This is a genomic window from Nitrobacter sp. (assembly GCF_051535215.1).
In the GTDB taxonomy this organism is placed as follows: Bacteria; Pseudomonadota; Alphaproteobacteria; order Rhizobiales; family Xanthobacteraceae; genus Nitrobacter.
The window spans coordinates 1-14,071 of sequence record NZ_JBPPLY010000016.1 but is presented as its reverse complement, the minus strand read 5'-3'; the positions used below and the strand labels follow the sequence as shown (position 1 = coordinate 14,071).

Annotated in this window: 10 protein-coding genes and 1 riboswitch; of the genes, 3 read left to right on the top strand and 7 right to left on the bottom strand. The window is 62.5% G+C overall.

The genetic code is table 11. The annotated features are described in order from the left end of the window. Positions 1-208: 208 nt before the first annotated feature. The 5 genes from ACS3WB_RS13535 to ACS3WB_RS13515 all read right to left on the bottom strand — a co-directional run bounded on the left by ACS3WB_RS13535 (position 209) and on the right by ACS3WB_RS13515 (position 7,513). Entirely contained in the window at positions 209-1,459 is a 1,251-nt protein-coding gene (locus tag ACS3WB_RS13535) for a flavin monoamine oxidase family protein (RefSeq protein WP_438276017.1), read from the bottom strand. 13 nt (positions 1,460-1,472) lie between these two features. Further along, positions 1,473-4,199, bottom strand: a complete 2,727-nt coding sequence (mutS, locus tag ACS3WB_RS13530; RefSeq protein WP_438276016.1) for a DNA mismatch repair protein MutS — start codon at positions 4,197-4,199, stop codon at positions 1,473-1,475. A 111-nt stretch (positions 4,200-4,310) separates the two neighbouring features. Further along, positions 4,311-5,867: an MDR family MFS transporter gene (locus ACS3WB_RS13525; RefSeq protein ID WP_438276015.1), complete on the bottom strand. Its 1,557-nt coding sequence runs from the start codon at positions 5,865-5,867 to the stop codon at positions 4,311-4,313. Positions 5,868-5,871: 4 nt separating this feature from the next. Then, positions 5,872-7,032, bottom strand: coding sequence for an HlyD family secretion protein (locus ACS3WB_RS13520; RefSeq protein WP_438276014.1), 1,161 nt, complete (start codon positions 7,030-7,032; stop codon positions 5,872-5,874). After that, positions 7,025-7,513 (bottom strand): MarR family winged helix-turn-helix transcriptional regulator, encoded by a 489-nt coding sequence (locus ACS3WB_RS13515; RefSeq protein ID WP_438276013.1) that lies wholly within the window; start codon positions 7,511-7,513, stop codon positions 7,025-7,027. The genes ACS3WB_RS13520 and ACS3WB_RS13515 overlap by 8 nt, the downstream gene beginning before the upstream one ends. A 256-nt stretch (positions 7,514-7,769) precedes the next feature. Here ACS3WB_RS13515 and ACS3WB_RS13510 point away from each other — a divergent pair, with 256 nt between their 5' ends. From ACS3WB_RS13510 to ispG, 3 genes are all read left to right on the top strand, one after another. Beyond that, entirely contained in the window at positions 7,770-8,261 is a 492-nt protein-coding gene (locus ACS3WB_RS13510) for a Fur family transcriptional regulator (RefSeq protein ID WP_438276012.1), read from the top strand. A gap of 60 nt (positions 8,262-8,321) precedes the next feature. Beyond that, entirely contained in the window at positions 8,322-9,299 is a 978-nt protein-coding gene (locus ACS3WB_RS13505; protein ID WP_438276011.1) for a DMT family transporter, read from the top strand. A 143-nt stretch (positions 9,300-9,442) separates the two neighbouring features. After that, positions 9,443-10,735 (top strand): flavodoxin-dependent (E)-4-hydroxy-3-methylbut-2-enyl-diphosphate synthase, encoded by a 1,293-nt coding sequence (gene ispG, locus ACS3WB_RS13500; RefSeq protein ID WP_438276010.1) that lies wholly within the window; start codon positions 9,443-9,445, stop codon positions 10,733-10,735. 73 nt (positions 10,736-10,808) lie between these two features. Here ispG and ACS3WB_RS13495 read toward each other — a convergent pair whose 3' ends face one another. Continuing rightward, positions 10,809-11,342, bottom strand: coding sequence for a hypothetical protein (locus ACS3WB_RS13495; RefSeq protein ID WP_438276009.1), 534 nt, complete (start codon positions 11,340-11,342; stop codon positions 10,809-10,811). A gap of 120 nt (positions 11,343-11,462) precedes the next feature. Then, positions 11,463-13,070, bottom strand: a complete 1,608-nt coding sequence (locus ACS3WB_RS13490; RefSeq protein ID WP_438276008.1) for a Na+/H+ antiporter — start codon at positions 13,068-13,070, stop codon at positions 11,463-11,465. A gap of 816 nt (positions 13,071-13,886) precedes the next feature. Next, positions 13,887-13,945: riboswitch (Fluoride riboswitch) on the top strand. Positions 13,946-14,071 lie beyond the last annotated feature (126 nt).

The following is a 14,071-nucleotide window of genomic DNA, read 5'->3' as shown; positions in this document are numbered from 1 at the left end:
TTGTCTCCCACGAATTGCAATACGCATCATCGTAGAAACGGATCGCTGCAAAGTGCTGTCAAAGATGGCCGGGTGAACAGCAGATCTTTCTGCGTCGCGCGCCGGCTGCAACCGTCTCCTTCTTTTTGTTTTGATCGAGTATGTTCTTGTCCGAAACCGTTCTCCACTTTGCCTCGCGCGGCCTTCGGCATCATGCGCTGGGGAGCGATCAACACTGGCTTGCCGCCATCACCTCCCGCGCCGCCCGTTCGCCGCTGTCGCGCGCGCCGTGAGCCGTGGAGAAGAAGTTCGGTGAGGTGGCCTCGCCCGCAAAGAACAGCCGGTTATCCACCGGCGCGGCGAGCACCGCACGATCAGCGGCATGGCCGGGCAGGGCGTGGGAATAGGCGCCTTGCGCGAAGGGATCGCGGGCCCAGCGCGATTCGGCGAGTGGCTTGAGCTTGCGTCGAAAATCCGAGCCGAGCAACGCCACGATCTCGTCGATCGCCTGCGCCGCGAATGCGCCCTCGCCGGCGTCCTCGAGTTCGCGCGCGAAGCTGCCGCCGAAAAATCCCTCGATGCAAGGCTGGCCGAACGGGCGCAGGTGAAAGGTGCCCATTTTTGTCTGCATGGTGGCGCCGCGCAGGTTGCCGTCGTTTGGCAGCGTGTTGTCGGGATCGTCGAGCGCCAGTATCACCTTGTCGTCGATGCCAAGGGGAAGACCTGCTGCAGCGCTTACTTTCTCCGGCAGGCCGGGGTGGAAGCGAATCGTTTCGTTCGCGATCAGACTGGTCGGCACCGTCACGATCGCCTGAGCCGCCGACAGCGTGCCTTTCGATGTTTCGATGCGCAGGCTGCGCCCCGAATGATCGATGCGCCAGACGCGCGTGTTCAGCGCGACCGGGCAGGGCCGGCCATAGGCTTCGATCAGCGCGCCGTAACCGCGCCGCACGCGCCAGTTGATGCCGGTGTCTTCATAGGCGTCGAGATCATGGACAGAAACGGAATCGAGTTCGCAGCCGTTCACATAGCCGGAGATCGCATCGATCATCGGATTCCAGCGATTGCCCTGTTCGAGATAGCGGGCGGCAGGGGTGTCGACATCGTTCTCCGCCGCTTTCTCGATACGCTCATGGAATGCATCGAGCGCGGCAAAAAAGTCCTGGCGCTCGGTCGCCGGGAATCCGGCGTCAAAGCTCTGATCGCGCCACGGCGGCCGCGTCCTGTCGATCTCGAAGCCGAGCCGGTCCGCGATGGCAACAAAGGAATTTTTGTCGGCCGAATGCAGCCAGCCGCAGCCGAGATCGAAGACGATGCCGGGGGCGGGGACGATGGTATGGGCGCGTCCGCCGACGCGGCCACGGGCTTCCAGCACGATGATGGAGAGGCCGGAATCCTTTAGCGCGTCGGCTGCGCCGAGTCCGGCGGCGCCGGCGCCGATGATGGCGACATCGACAGTGGAGGGAAGATTTCGCGACATCGCGACACGCTGATTACTGTTTCGGCAGTTTTGCCTTGAGCGCATAGAGCGCATCCAGCGCCTCGCGCGGCGACATCTCGTCGGGATGCAGGGCTTTCAACGCCTCGATCAGTTGAGCGGTTTCACTCGGCGATGCGGATTCGTCGACTGTGCGCGACGGTACCGCGAACAGCGGCAGATCATCGACCAGCGCGCGCACGGTCGATCCGCGGTCCTGAGCCTCCAGTTTCGCCAGCACCGATTTGGCGCGCGCGACGACCGGCGGCGGCAGGCCCGCGAGCTTCGCCACCTGGATGCCATAGGAGCGGTCGGCCGCGCCGGGCAGGACCTCGTGCAGGAACACCACCTCGCCGTGCCATTCCTTGACGCGCACGGTGGCGTTGAACAGCCGCGGCAGCTTTGACGACAGCGCGGTGAGCTCGTGATAGTGGGTGGCGAACAGCGCGCGGCAGCGGATGGTTTCATGGAGGTGCTCGATCGCGGCCCATGCGATTGACAGGCCGTCGAAGGTCGCGGTGCCGCGTCCGATCTCGTCGAGGATGACCAGCGCACGCTCCGATGCCTGATTGAGGATGACGGCGGTTTCCACCATCTCGACCATGAAGGTCGAACGGCCCCGCGCCAGGTCGTCGGCAGCGCCGACCCGCGAGAACAGCCGGTCGATCATGCCGATACGCGCGCGCGTCGCCGGCACGAAGCTGCCGATCTGGGCCATCAGCGCGATCAGCGCGTTCTGACGCAGGAACGTCGATTTGCCTGCCATGTTGGGGCCGGTGAGCAGCCAGATTTGTCCCGACGTCTGGCCCGGGCCTGGCGACAGATCGCAGGCGTTGGCGATGAACGGCTGTCCGGCGCGCTTCAGCGCCTGCTCGACCACCGGATGCCGGCCGCCCTCGATGGCGAAGTCGAGCGAGGCATCGACCTCCGGCCGGATATAATTCTCGTCGGTCGCAAGTTTTGCGAGCGACGCCTCGACGTCCAGTTGCGCGAAGGCGTGCGCCGCGTTGCGCAGGTCGTCGTCGGCCTCGACCACCATCGCGGCAAGCCGGTCGAAAATCTCCAGCTCGAGGCCGAGCGCGCGGTCGCCGGCATTGGCGATTCTGGCCTCGATCTCGCCGAGCTCCGATGTGGTGAAACGCACCTGGCCGGCCAGCGTCTGGCGATGGATGAAGGTGGCGTTGAGCGGCGCGCTCATGAGCCTGTCGCCATGCTGCGCGGTCACTTCGACGAAATAGCCGAGGACGTTGTTGTGGCGGATCTTGAGCGTCTTGATGCCGGTCTCCTCGGCGTAGCGCGCCTGCATCGCCGCTACCACGAGGCGGGAATCGTCGCGCAGTTTTCGCGCCTCGTCGAGCGCGCCCTCGTAGCCCTCGCGGACGAAACCGCCGTCGCGCTTCGTCAGCGGCAGGTCGTCTGCAAGCGCCCGGCCGAGTTCACGCGCGAGATCGCGGGAGGGACGCTGCAGCGCCTGCATCGCTGCGGTGATATCTTTCGGCGGATCGGAAAGCGCGGATAGCCGCGCCAAAGCCTGATCGGCGGCAACGACGCCGTCGCGCAGGCCTGCGAGATCACGCGGACCGCCGCGTCCGACCGAGAGCCGCGCCAGCGCGCGCGACATATCGGGTGCCGCACGCAACACGGTGCGGATGTCCTCGCATGCCGGGTTGTCGGATACGAATGCGGCGATGGCATCAAGCCGCCGCGCGATGGCGGCGTTGTCCGTCAGCGGCGCCGCTAGCCGCTGCGCCAGAAGCCGCGACCCTGCCGCCGTCACCGTGCGGTCAATGGCGTCGAGCAGCGAGCCGCGCCGTTCGCCCGCAAGCGTGCGCGTCAGTTCGAGATTGGCGCGGGTGGCGGGATCGATCGCCATGGTGCTGCCCGAAGCTTCACGCGATGGCGGCGACAGCGGCGGTCGCTTGCCGATCTGGGTGCGGTCGACATAGGTGACGGCGGCCGCGGCCGCGGTCGCCTCGAGCCTCGACATCGCGCTGAGACCGTCCATGGTGGCGACCGCGAAATAATCGCACAGCCGCCGCTCTGCGGTCGCGCTGTCGAACACGTCGCGGGTCAGCGGCGTCACCGACGGCAACTCCCGCAACAGCGCTGCCATGTCCGGATCGCCATGGAGCGCATCGGACACGATCACTTCATTGGGGTTGATGCGCGCGAGCGTGGCGGCCAGTTCGCCGGTGCCGCATTCGGTAACCATGAACTCCGCCGTGGAGATGTCGATCCAGGCCAGCGCGATGCGGTCGCTTCCGGAAGAGGCGCGCGCCCGCGCCAGCGCCAGCAGATAATTGTTGGCCCTGGCGTCGAGCAGCGTGTCTTCGGTCAGCGTTCCCGGGGTGACGAGGCGGGCCACATCGCGGCGAACCACGCTCTTGTTGCCGCGCTTGCGCGCTGCGGCCGGATCCTCGGTCTGCTCGCAAACCGCGACGCGGTGGCCGAGCGCGATCAGCCGATGCAAGTAGTCGTCCGAGCGTTCCACGGGGACGCCGCACATCGGAATGTCCGCGCCCTGATGCTTGCCGCGTTTGGTGAGCGTGATGCCGAGCGCGCGGGAGGCGATTTCGGCATCCTCGAAGAACAGTTCGTAGAAATCACCCATCCTATAGAACAGCAGCAGGCCGGGATTGGCCGCCTTGATTTCAAGGTACTGTTCCATCATCGGCGTAACCCGCGACGCCTCGGCAGTGGCGGCAGGGCTCGGCGATGTCAGGATGGCGCGCTGGATCGTCATGGCGGCGAAACTACAAAGTTTCGGCGCCGCTTCCTATGGCATTGCCGCGGTCCTGCCCGTTTTCCACGTCATCGGCATTCATTGCGCCGGGGGCGGGAGCCCTGCCGTTCGTCATTCGATCACTGCAGCATGGTCCGCGGAGGGCGCGCGCATCGCCGCCTTGGTCGATTTCAGGATCAGCGCCAGCGGAATCGCGCAGACCGTCACCAGCGCGACAAGCTCGAAATCCCGCGAGAACGCGATGATCTGCGCCTGCGCGCTGACGATCAGATCCATCATCGCACGGCCGATATCCGTATTCAGGTTGATGGTACCGGTCACGTTCGGCATTTGCAGTGCGTTATTGAAGGGGGTGATGTGCTCCGCCAGCACCGCATGGGCGCGCGTGGTGCCGCTCGTCAGTTGCGCGATGACGATGGAAATGCCGATCGAACTCGCGACGTTGCGCACCAGCGTCAGCATCGACGTGCCGTCGGTGCGCAGATGGTTGGGCAGCGTCATGAAGGCCGCGGTCGTCATCGGCACGAAGACAAGGCCAATACCGTAACCCTGGAGGACGCTGTTGATGACGATGGTTTGCACCGAAACATCGGCGGTCCAGCCGGTCATGTCGTAGAGCGTGATCGCGATCAGCGAAAGGCCGACGGCGATCAGGGTCCGGGCTTCGAAGTACGTCATGAGACGGCTGACCATCATCATGGCCACGAACGTTCCGCCACCGCGCGTCGCGAGCAGAAGCCCGGCGGTCAGGATCGGATAGCCGTAGGCGTTCTGGAATAGCGGCGAGGCCAGCGCCATGGTCGAGAACAGCACCACGCCGATCACCGCCATGAAGATGAGGGCGGTCGCGAAATTGCGGTCCTTGAAGATCGCGAACTGGACGAACGGACGCCTGGTGGTCAGCGAGTGCACGAAGAAATAATAGAAGCCGACGGCCGAGACGATGAACTCCAGCGTGATCTCCCAGGACTCCAGCCAGTCGAGCTGCTCGCCGCGATCAAGCGCAAGCTGCAGCGCGCCGATGCCCACGGCGAGCGCGCCGAAGCCGAACCAGTCGAATTGCAGCTCGGTGTTTAATCGGGTCTCGTCCATGAAGATCATGAGGCCGATGACCGTGATCAGGCCGAACGGCAGGTTGACGAAGAACACCCAGTGCCAGCTATAGGTTTCGGTGAGCCAGGCGCCGAGCGAGGGTCCCATGATCGGCCCCAGCATCACCCCCATGCCCCAGATCGCCATCGCCTTGGCGCGTTCGTGCAGCGCGTAGCTGTCGAGCATCACCGCCTGCGACAGCGGCACCAGCGCTGCGCCGAACATGCCCTGCAGCAAGCGGCACAGCACCATCTGGGTGATATCCTGCGCCAGCCCGCACAAGACGGATGCGAGCGTGAAGCCGGCCGAGCAGAGGATGAAAATACGTTTGCGGCCGAAGCGGTTGGCGATCCAGCCGACCGGCGCGGTCATGATGGCCGCCGCGACGATGTAGGACGTCAGCACCCAGTTGATCTGGTCCTGTGACGCCGACAGCGACCCCTGCATATAGGGAAGTGCAACGTTGGCGATCGTGGCGTCGAGCGCCTGCATGATGGTCGCGGTCATGGCGCAGATCGTCACCATGTTCCGGCGCAGTCCCGGAACCGCGACCGATTGTACTGCGGCCGCCGGCATCGCTCTAATCCTGCTTCGCGCGGGACAGGCCGAACAGGCCTGCGAGCGAGCGGCGGTGATTGGTGTCGATCGAGACGTAGACGCTCATGCCTGATTTCAGTTTGCTGACCTGTGCATCGTTTTTGTCGAAATAGATCCGCACAGGAATGCGCTGCACGATCTTGACGAAGTTGCCGGTGGCGTTCTGCGGCGGCAGGATCGCGAATGTTGCGCCGGTGCCGGGGCTGAGCGACCCGACCGTGCCCTTGAAGACATGATCGGGGAACGAATCGATGGAGAGATTGACGGGCTGTCCGACGGCCACGTAGGTGAAATCGGATTCCTTGGGATTCGCGTCGACCCACGGGTGATCGAGATCGACGACGCTGAACACCGGCGTTCCCGCTGTCACGAAGCGGCCGAGCTGGATGTTGTCGACCTGCGTCGCGACGCCCTCGATCGGCGCGCGCAGCTCCGTATTCGCAAGGTTACGCTGCGCGTCGGCCAGCGCGGCCTTGGCCTGCGCGTAGGCCGGAAATTTCTCCAGCGGCAGTTCTGGATTGCCGAGCAGTTTGTTGCGGGTGTTCGAAATCTGCTGCTCCAGAATCTGGTTCACGCCCTGCGCCTGCACCAGCGCGCTGAGCGCGTTGTCGAGATCGAGGCGCGATCCGGAGTTGCTTTTCACAAGCGTTGTCTTGCGATCGACGTCGCGTTGCTTGACGTCGATGCTTTCCTGAGCAAGCGCCTCGGACTGGGCGTAATTGGCGAGGTTCGATTTCAGCGTATTGTACTCGATCGTCGCTTCGTTCAGCTTCGCTTCCGCCTGCTGGACAGCCAGGCGGAACGGCACGGGATCGATTTCGAACAGCAAATCGCCCGCCTTGACGTGTTGTCCCTCCTTCACGGTCACGCTGTCGATCTTGCCGGAGACCTCGGGCGTGATCAGAACCTTCTGCGCGCCGACATAGGCGTCGTCGGTGGTCACGTAGCGGCCGCCCGACAGATAGAACGTCAGCCCGGCGATCAGCGCGATCAGGGGCAGCACGACCAGGAGCAGCGGCCGGCGGTAGCGGCGCAGCGAAGCCAGCAACTGCCGGCGGGGCTTTGCATCGGTGGCCGTCGGTAGAGGTGGCTCCGGCGGCGTGCCCTTCTGGTCGGGCGGAAATTTGAGGGCGGGCTCAGCCATAGTGCCGCTCTTTCGTTTTCTCGCTGTTTGTGGGCGCGTTGCCTTGCAGCGCGTTACGAACGTTGTCCTTGACGGTTTCGAGCTGCGCGATCAGACGGTGCGCGTCGGAGAGGCTGATATCGGCGAGCGCCGCTCGCGTGATTTCGCCGCGCAACACGGCGAGCTGGGCCAGCAGGGGCCGCGCGGCCTTGGTCAGGTAAAGACGATTGATGCGGCGATCTGTTTCGTCGCCGCGGCGCTCGATCAGGCCGGCCTTGCAGAGTTTGTCGATCAGCCGTGTCAGCGTGATCGGCTGCATTTCCATCATCTCGGCGACATCTGCCTGCTTCAGGCCCTCGGTGCGTTCCAGTTTGGCGAGCACGGCCCACTGCGCCCGGTTCAGACCGTAGCGCGATGCCTGTTTGTCGGCGAAGAGCCGAAGCAGGCGCTGCACCTCGAACAGGGTAAACAAAAAGTCGCTTTCGATTGAACGGTCCGGCATATGGAACTCCTAACACTCGTTATAATAAGCAAGCTTATGAAAAGCATTACCTCCGCTATGGAAAAGCTGACCTGCGTGCAGGTCATGGCTGACTTTTTGGCTGGGAACCCCGTTCCCGTCCGAATTTCTTGCCTGCACATAATACCTTCGGGTGGACGGCTATGCTGCAATGCAATATGCAGGTATTCAGCGAATATGGCTGCTGAACTGAAATCGGAGCGGCGAAATCCGCTCAAACGGTTTAAATAAACATCAGATGACAGCGACCAGACCGACATTTCCCGTGCCCGGGCACGATCACGACCGCTGCGCCTCGGAGGCGATCAGCCATGCGGAGAAGGTCTGTGCCCAGCGTGCGCAGAAGTTCACGCCGATCCGCCGCCAGGTGCTGCAGGCACTGCTGTCGAGCCATCGTCCGCTTGGCGCCTATGAAGTGATCGAGGAACTGGCCAAATCGATGCCGCGTCCGGCTCCGATCACGGTCTATCGCGCGCTCGACTTTCTGATGGAGAACGGCCTCGTTCACCGCATCGAAAGCCGTAACGCGTTTCTGGCTTGCGGGCACGACCATGATGCGAGTGCGCTGGTGGCTTTTCTCATTTGCGAGCGTTGCGGGTCTGTCGGCGAGATTCCGGCAAGCCGCGTGGCGCAGAGTCTCAGCGACGCGGTGCGCTCCACCGGCTTCACGCCGAAGCTGTCGGTGGTCGAAATCACCGGCACCTGCGCGCATTGCCAGAACGCGGCCTAGCGCCAACCATCCGGTGCTCCATCTATTATGATACGGCAGCGATTTGGCTCACCGGGGATTATGTCAACAAGCGATCCAGCCCTGACATCCGCGAGCCGCCCGCTGAGCGCCGGTGCGATCGCCCTGATGCTGATGCTCTGCCTGAGCTGGGGCTTCAATCAGGTCGCGGTGAAACTTGTCCTGCCCGACATTCCGCCGTTTCTGCAAGCTTTCATCCGCTCCTGCGGCGCCCTCGTCGTGCTGCTGGTGATTGCGCGACTGCGGGGCGTGGCGTTGTTCGAGCGCGACGGCACGCTTGGCCCTGGTCTGGCCGCCGGCGTGCTGTTCGGATTCGAATTCGTACTGATCTACCACGGGCTGCTGCTGACCACGGCGTCGCGCGCGGTGGTGTTTCTCTATACCGCGCCGTTCTTTGTCGCGCTCGGCTCCTCCCGTATTCTCGGGGAAAGACTGCGGGCGTCACAATGGAGCGGCCTCGCGCTCTGCTTCGCCGGCGTCGCCTGCGCGATCGGTGTGCCGCAGCCGGATGTCGATAGCCGCGTGCTGCTCGGCGACGTCATGATCGTCGGCGGTGGCGCGCTGTGGGCCGCCACCACGCTCCTGGTGAAGGCGAGTTCACTGATCTCGGCGCCGCCGGAAAAAACCTTGATCTATCAGGTCGCAGTATCGATTCCGATTCTCGGCGTCGCGGCCTTGGCCGCCGGTGAGACGCTGGAGCGGATTCCGGGGCCGCTGGCGCTGTCGCTGATGGCCTATCAGGCCGTCTGGGTGGTGGGCTTGACATTTTTGATATGGTTTTCAATGGTTAAGACTTATTCGGCCAGCAAATTGTCGGCTTTTACCTTCATCACCCCTTTGTTTGGCGTCGCGGCTGGCTATGTGATCATGCATGACCCGCTGACGCCGGCTTTCGGATTTGCGGCGCTGTTGGTGGCTGCCGGTCTTTACCTCGTGAACCGGCTTAGTGCGGTGGTTCAGGAGTTTCCTCTCCCTTCGCCGCATGTTTTGGAGGAAACTCCTGAACCTAAACCGCACTAGAATTAGAAATTTAGCGGTATCCCTTTGAATTCGAAGTTCGCAAAAGGGGTAGCTGTAAGGTTGAGCGAACTTCGAATTCGGGATACCGCCCGCCAGCCATTGATCCGTTGCTGAATCCGACGAAAACCTGATATTTGAGACCCATGAACAAGCTTGAAAACCCGTCGCAAATCGACGTCGCAGGCCCGAGTCCGCGGCACGAAACCACGCAAGTCATGGTCGGCAGCGTCGCCGTCGGCGGCGGCGCGCCGATCGTGGTGCAGTCGATGACCAATACCGACACCGCCGACATCGAGGGCACCATCGCGCAGGTCGCGGCACTGTCGCGCGCCGGTTCGGAAATGGTCCGCATGACGGTGGATCGCGACGAGGCCGCCGCCGCCGTGCCGCGTATCCGCGACGGTTTGCGCAAGCGTGGCATCACCACGCCGCTGATCGGCGATTTCCATTACATCGGCCACAAGCTCCTGGCCGATCATCCGGCCTGCGCCGAAGCGCTCGACAAGTACCGGATCAATCCGGGCAATGTCGGCTTCAAGGACAAGCGCGACAAGCAGTTCACCGATATCGTCGAGACCGCGATCAAATACGGCAAGGCGGTGCGGATCGGCGCCAACTGGGGCTCGCTCGATCAGGAACTGCTGACGCACCTGATGGAAGAGAACGCCAAATCGGCCGCGCCGCTGGATGCCCGTGCGGTGACGCGCGAGGCGATGGTGCAGTCGGCGCTCTTGTCGGCCAGGCGCGCCGAGGAGATCGGCTTGCCGAAAAACAAGATGATCCTGTCGGCCAAGGTCTCTGCGGTGCAGGATCTGATCGCCGTCTACCAGACGCTGGCGTCGCGTTCGGACTACGCCATCCATCTCGGTCTCACCGAGGCCGGCATGGGCTCGAAGGGCATCGTCGCCTCAAGCGCCGCGCTCGGAATCCTCTTGCAGCAGGGCATCGGCGACACCATCCGCATTTCGCTGACGCCGGAGCCCGGCGGCGACCGCACGCTGGAAGTGCAGGTCGCGCAGGAACTGCTGCAGACCATGGGCTTCCGCACCTTCGTGCCGCTGGTCGCGGCATGTCCCGGCTGCGGACGCACGACGTCGACCACGTTCCAGGAGTTGGCGCGATCGATTCAAGACTTCATCCGCGACGAGATGCCGAACTGGAAGGCGCAATATCCCGGCGTCGAGCAGCTCAACGTCGCGGTCATGGGCTGCATCGTCAACGGCCCCGGCGAATCCAAGCACGCCGATATCGGCATCTCGCTGCCCGGCACCGGCGAGGCGCCTGCGGCGCCGGTCTTCGTCGACGGCAAGAAGTTCAAGACGCTGCGCGGGCCGGCCATCGCGCAGGACTTCAAGGCGCTGGTGATCGATTACATCGAACAGCGTTATGGCTCCGGCGCCAAGGCGCGGGCCGAAGCGGTGACGGCTGCGGAGTGAGACGGCGACTGTATTGAAAACCTCGGATTGACGTCATGGCTTGGCTTGGGTCCGGCCATGACTAATGTTTCTTTCAAGATAGTCCGTAGCCGAATACTTGGGCGATCATTCCAAGATTGATTTTGCTTTTGACATTGAAGTCGCTGTCAAATCTCTGAAGCCAGGTTGCGGCGGGAATGCGCCCGCCAAGCTTGTTGAGCGAAATCTCAAGGCGTCCCTTCCTTAGCTTGACAAAAGGAAGCATGTCCCGGAATTCGGCTTTCTCGCGCAGAACAAGCCTGATCTTGTTGTTATACAGATAGTAGGCTTCGACATCCGATGCCTTGATGTTGATTATCTCGTTTTGATTCGTGATCGACAGCCTGCCCGATTCAACGTCGATCTTAAAATGGGGATATTGCACGTACATCTGTATACAGATGTGAATGCAGTTGACCATCCATCCAGTCACGACAACCAGAATACAGAAAATCGCAACTGTCGCATAGTCTGTCGGACGATCGGGCGTGAACAAGACGAGCAGTATGGACAAGCATCCACAGATGACGAGGATGCATACAAAAATAACAAATAAAGAAAATCCGCGTGTCGCTGGTTTGATTTGCATCCGCACTCCGACGTAACGAACAAGCGCATCATCGTGCATGATGGATGACGTTATTTTAATGCGCGCCGGCAAATAATGGCTGCGCCTTTGACCTCACGTTAGTATTAGTCATGCAGAATATTACAGCGGCGTGTGCTTTTCCCGGTTGTCGACCACCGCTTCCTCGAGGTCGAGATCACGTTCTATTCGTCGGCGGGTTTCGTCGGTGATCTTGCCTTCGCGCAAGAGCCGGTGCAGATGCGTGCGCTCGATGCCGATGATTTCGCGCACCATGGATGCTCCCCTCGTCGCCGGCGAATGTTCGTCGCCGTCCCGCGGCGGATCGGGCAGTGCCCGCATCCGGGTTTCGTGCCGCGCTTCGAGAAATTTGGCGAGTCCCTCGGGTAGCTTGCGCTCGGCGATAATGGTCGTGAGCGCTTCGCGCGCAGCCTCGATGATGGTTCGTCGCGCCGCTATTTCCGCCTCACGCTCGTTCAGCGCCTCGCGGTGGCCGTGCTTCGAAATGCCGAGCAGCTTGACGACGAGCGGCAGCGTCATGCCGATGCCGAACAGCGTCACGAAGATCACGCCGAAGCTCGTCAACTGGATGAGGTCGCGATAGGGAAACGCCTCACCGCCCGGCAGCGTCAGCGGCAGGGCCAGCGCCACCGCGAGCGACACCACACCGCGAATGCCGGTGAAGCCGATCACCACGATATAGCGCCATGGTGGCGTCGGATCGCGCCGCCGGACCCGCGCGCTCAGGATGCGGGTCAGGTAGCTGCCGGGGAACACCCAGATGAAGCGCGCGGCGATCACGATGGCCGACGTCAACGCGATCGCCACCAGCACCTGGTCGACCGGGACTGCCTTGGCCTTCTCCATCAGCACCCGGACCTCGAAACCCATCAGCAGGAACAGCACGCCCTCGATCAGCCAGATCGCGAGGTCCCAGAAGAAGATGCCCTGAAGGCGCGTCGCCGCCGAGATCAGCAGCGGGCCGTTCCAACTCACGTAAAGTCCGGCGACGACGGTGGCGATCACGCCGGAGCCGCCGAGATGTTCGGGAACCCAATAGGCGAGATAGGGCGTCAGCAGCGACAGCAGGATTTCCACCCGCGCGTCATGGGCCCACTGGCGCAGCCGCAAGCTGAGCCAGCCGACAATGATGCCGAATGCGATCTCGCCGAGCAGGATGAGAACGAACGATCCGGCGGCGGTCGGCAGCGAAAAGGTGCCGGTCGACACCGCGAGCACGGCGAAGCGATAAAGGATCAGCGCGGTGGCATCGTTGGCGAGGCCTTCGCCCTCGAGGATGACCAGGATCCGGTGCGGCAGATGCAGACGCTTGGCGATGGCGAGCGGCGCCACCACGTCGGGCGGCGAGACGATTGCGCCGAGCACGAAGCCCACGCCCCAGGGCAGGCCGAGCAGCCAGTGCGTGGCGGCTGCGACCGCGCAGGTCGTGAAGATGACGCAGCCGATGGCAAGCAGGGCGATCGGCCTCAGATTGGATCTGAATTCGCGCCAGCTCATGGAGACACCGGCGGAATAGATCAGCGGCGGCAGCACCATCAGCAGCACGCTTTCGGGCGCCATTTCAACAGGCGGAAAGCCCGGCACGAAAGCCAGCACGATGCCGACCACCAGAAACACGATGGCGGGCGCCGTCACCAGCCGCCGGGCCAATGCCGCCGATGCGGCAAGAATGGTGAGAACGAGCAGGGATGTCAGGAAGGTTTCGGTCATGGAACGGGTACCCCTGCCCCTCAGATGGCGTGAAACGGCGGCGCGATCAATAAGCTCCGATCGCGAGTCTTGCCCGGAGGCGCATGCAATACGCCGGCGTCATTCCCACGAATATCGATACGGAATCCCGCGCGTCCGGAATCGTGTTCGGAGTTGAGGGAAGGAACGACTCATGGCGTCGCGTCTGGTCATGATGAAATCACGGCATATCAACCGTGAAATTCATCTCTTAATAAAAGTGCGACGTGTGTATTTCGTCGGTAGTGGGCATGATCGGTCAAACGTTGCGGCGGCTCGTGTCGATGGTCTCGCTTATGGTCCATTTCTTGTGGCCTATCGCGCAACATGCACCTAGACCCTTGCGATGTTGCGATACACACGTCGTTGCCGATCCGTGCGGCGAGCGCCGCGTCGCACGGTCTTACGCTTCGGCTTGCACCGTTGCCGTCTCTTACCCCGGTGAGAGAGCGTGATGCCGATCTTGTGCCCCGTCCTCTCAATCGGCCGTGCGAGCATAGTCGCGCAACGTCCGGAGTCATCGATCGGCAGACGGTTAAGGAAGTCTCCATTCACCTGTTTCAAGTTTTGCGCATTGCGAGAAGTCAGCCAATAACGGGCGTTTTATGCTCGAAGAGTACGACGGAAAAATTGCGCAGACGACGCAGTGCCTTTGCTCTACGAAGTCGGTATCGGCATCACTGACTGCGCTTTGATGATGTTGCATTGCGAGCGACCATCGCGATTACGACAGAGGTGGTCGTCGCGCTGCGCATAGATTGCGTCGTTGCAAAAACCAAAAACGCCAGTCTATGTTAGAAAATCATCTGGGATAGAGTCCCCCAAACCGCCGCAAGGCTGATGACTCCTACCGCGATACTGATCGCGGTGGGAGCGTTTACCCGAACCCAGGTTGGTAGATTGCTGTTTGCCTGCAAATCAGCGGGCAGACTCGCCGCGATTAATTCTGCGCGCGACAAACGACGGGAGGAATAGCACCTCCC

Excerpts from the sequence above, each read along its gene's own strand:
- ACS3WB_RS13535 (WP_438276017.1), bottom strand. The coding sequence starts at position 1,459 with ATGTCGCGAAATCTTCCCTCCACTGTCGATGTCGCCATCATCGGCGCC.
- mutS (WP_438276016.1), bottom strand. The coding sequence starts at position 4,199 with ATGACGATCCAGCGCGCCATCCTGACATCGCCGAGCCCTGCCGCCACT.
- ACS3WB_RS13525 (WP_438276015.1), bottom strand. The coding sequence starts at position 5,867 with ATGCCGGCGGCCGCAGTACAATCGGTCGCGGTTCCGGGACTGCGCCGG.
- ACS3WB_RS13520 (WP_438276014.1), bottom strand. The coding sequence starts at position 7,032 with ATGGCTGAGCCCGCCCTCAAATTTCCGCCCGACCAGAAGGGCACGCCG.
- ACS3WB_RS13515 (WP_438276013.1), bottom strand. The coding sequence starts at position 7,513 with ATGCCGGACCGTTCAATCGAAAGCGACTTTTTGTTTACCCTGTTCGAG.
- ACS3WB_RS13510 (WP_438276012.1), top strand. The coding sequence starts at position 7,770 with ATGACAGCGACCAGACCGACATTTCCCGTGCCCGGGCACGATCACGAC.
- ACS3WB_RS13505 (WP_438276011.1), top strand. The coding sequence starts at position 8,322 with ATGTCAACAAGCGATCCAGCCCTGACATCCGCGAGCCGCCCGCTGAGC.
- ispG (WP_438276010.1), top strand. The coding sequence starts at position 9,443 with ATGAACAAGCTTGAAAACCCGTCGCAAATCGACGTCGCAGGCCCGAGT.
- ACS3WB_RS13495 (WP_438276009.1), bottom strand. The coding sequence starts at position 11,342 with ATGCAAATCAAACCAGCGACACGCGGATTTTCTTTATTTGTTATTTTT.
- ACS3WB_RS13490 (WP_438276008.1), bottom strand. The coding sequence starts at position 13,070 with ATGACCGAAACCTTCCTGACATCCCTGCTCGTTCTCACCATTCTTGCC.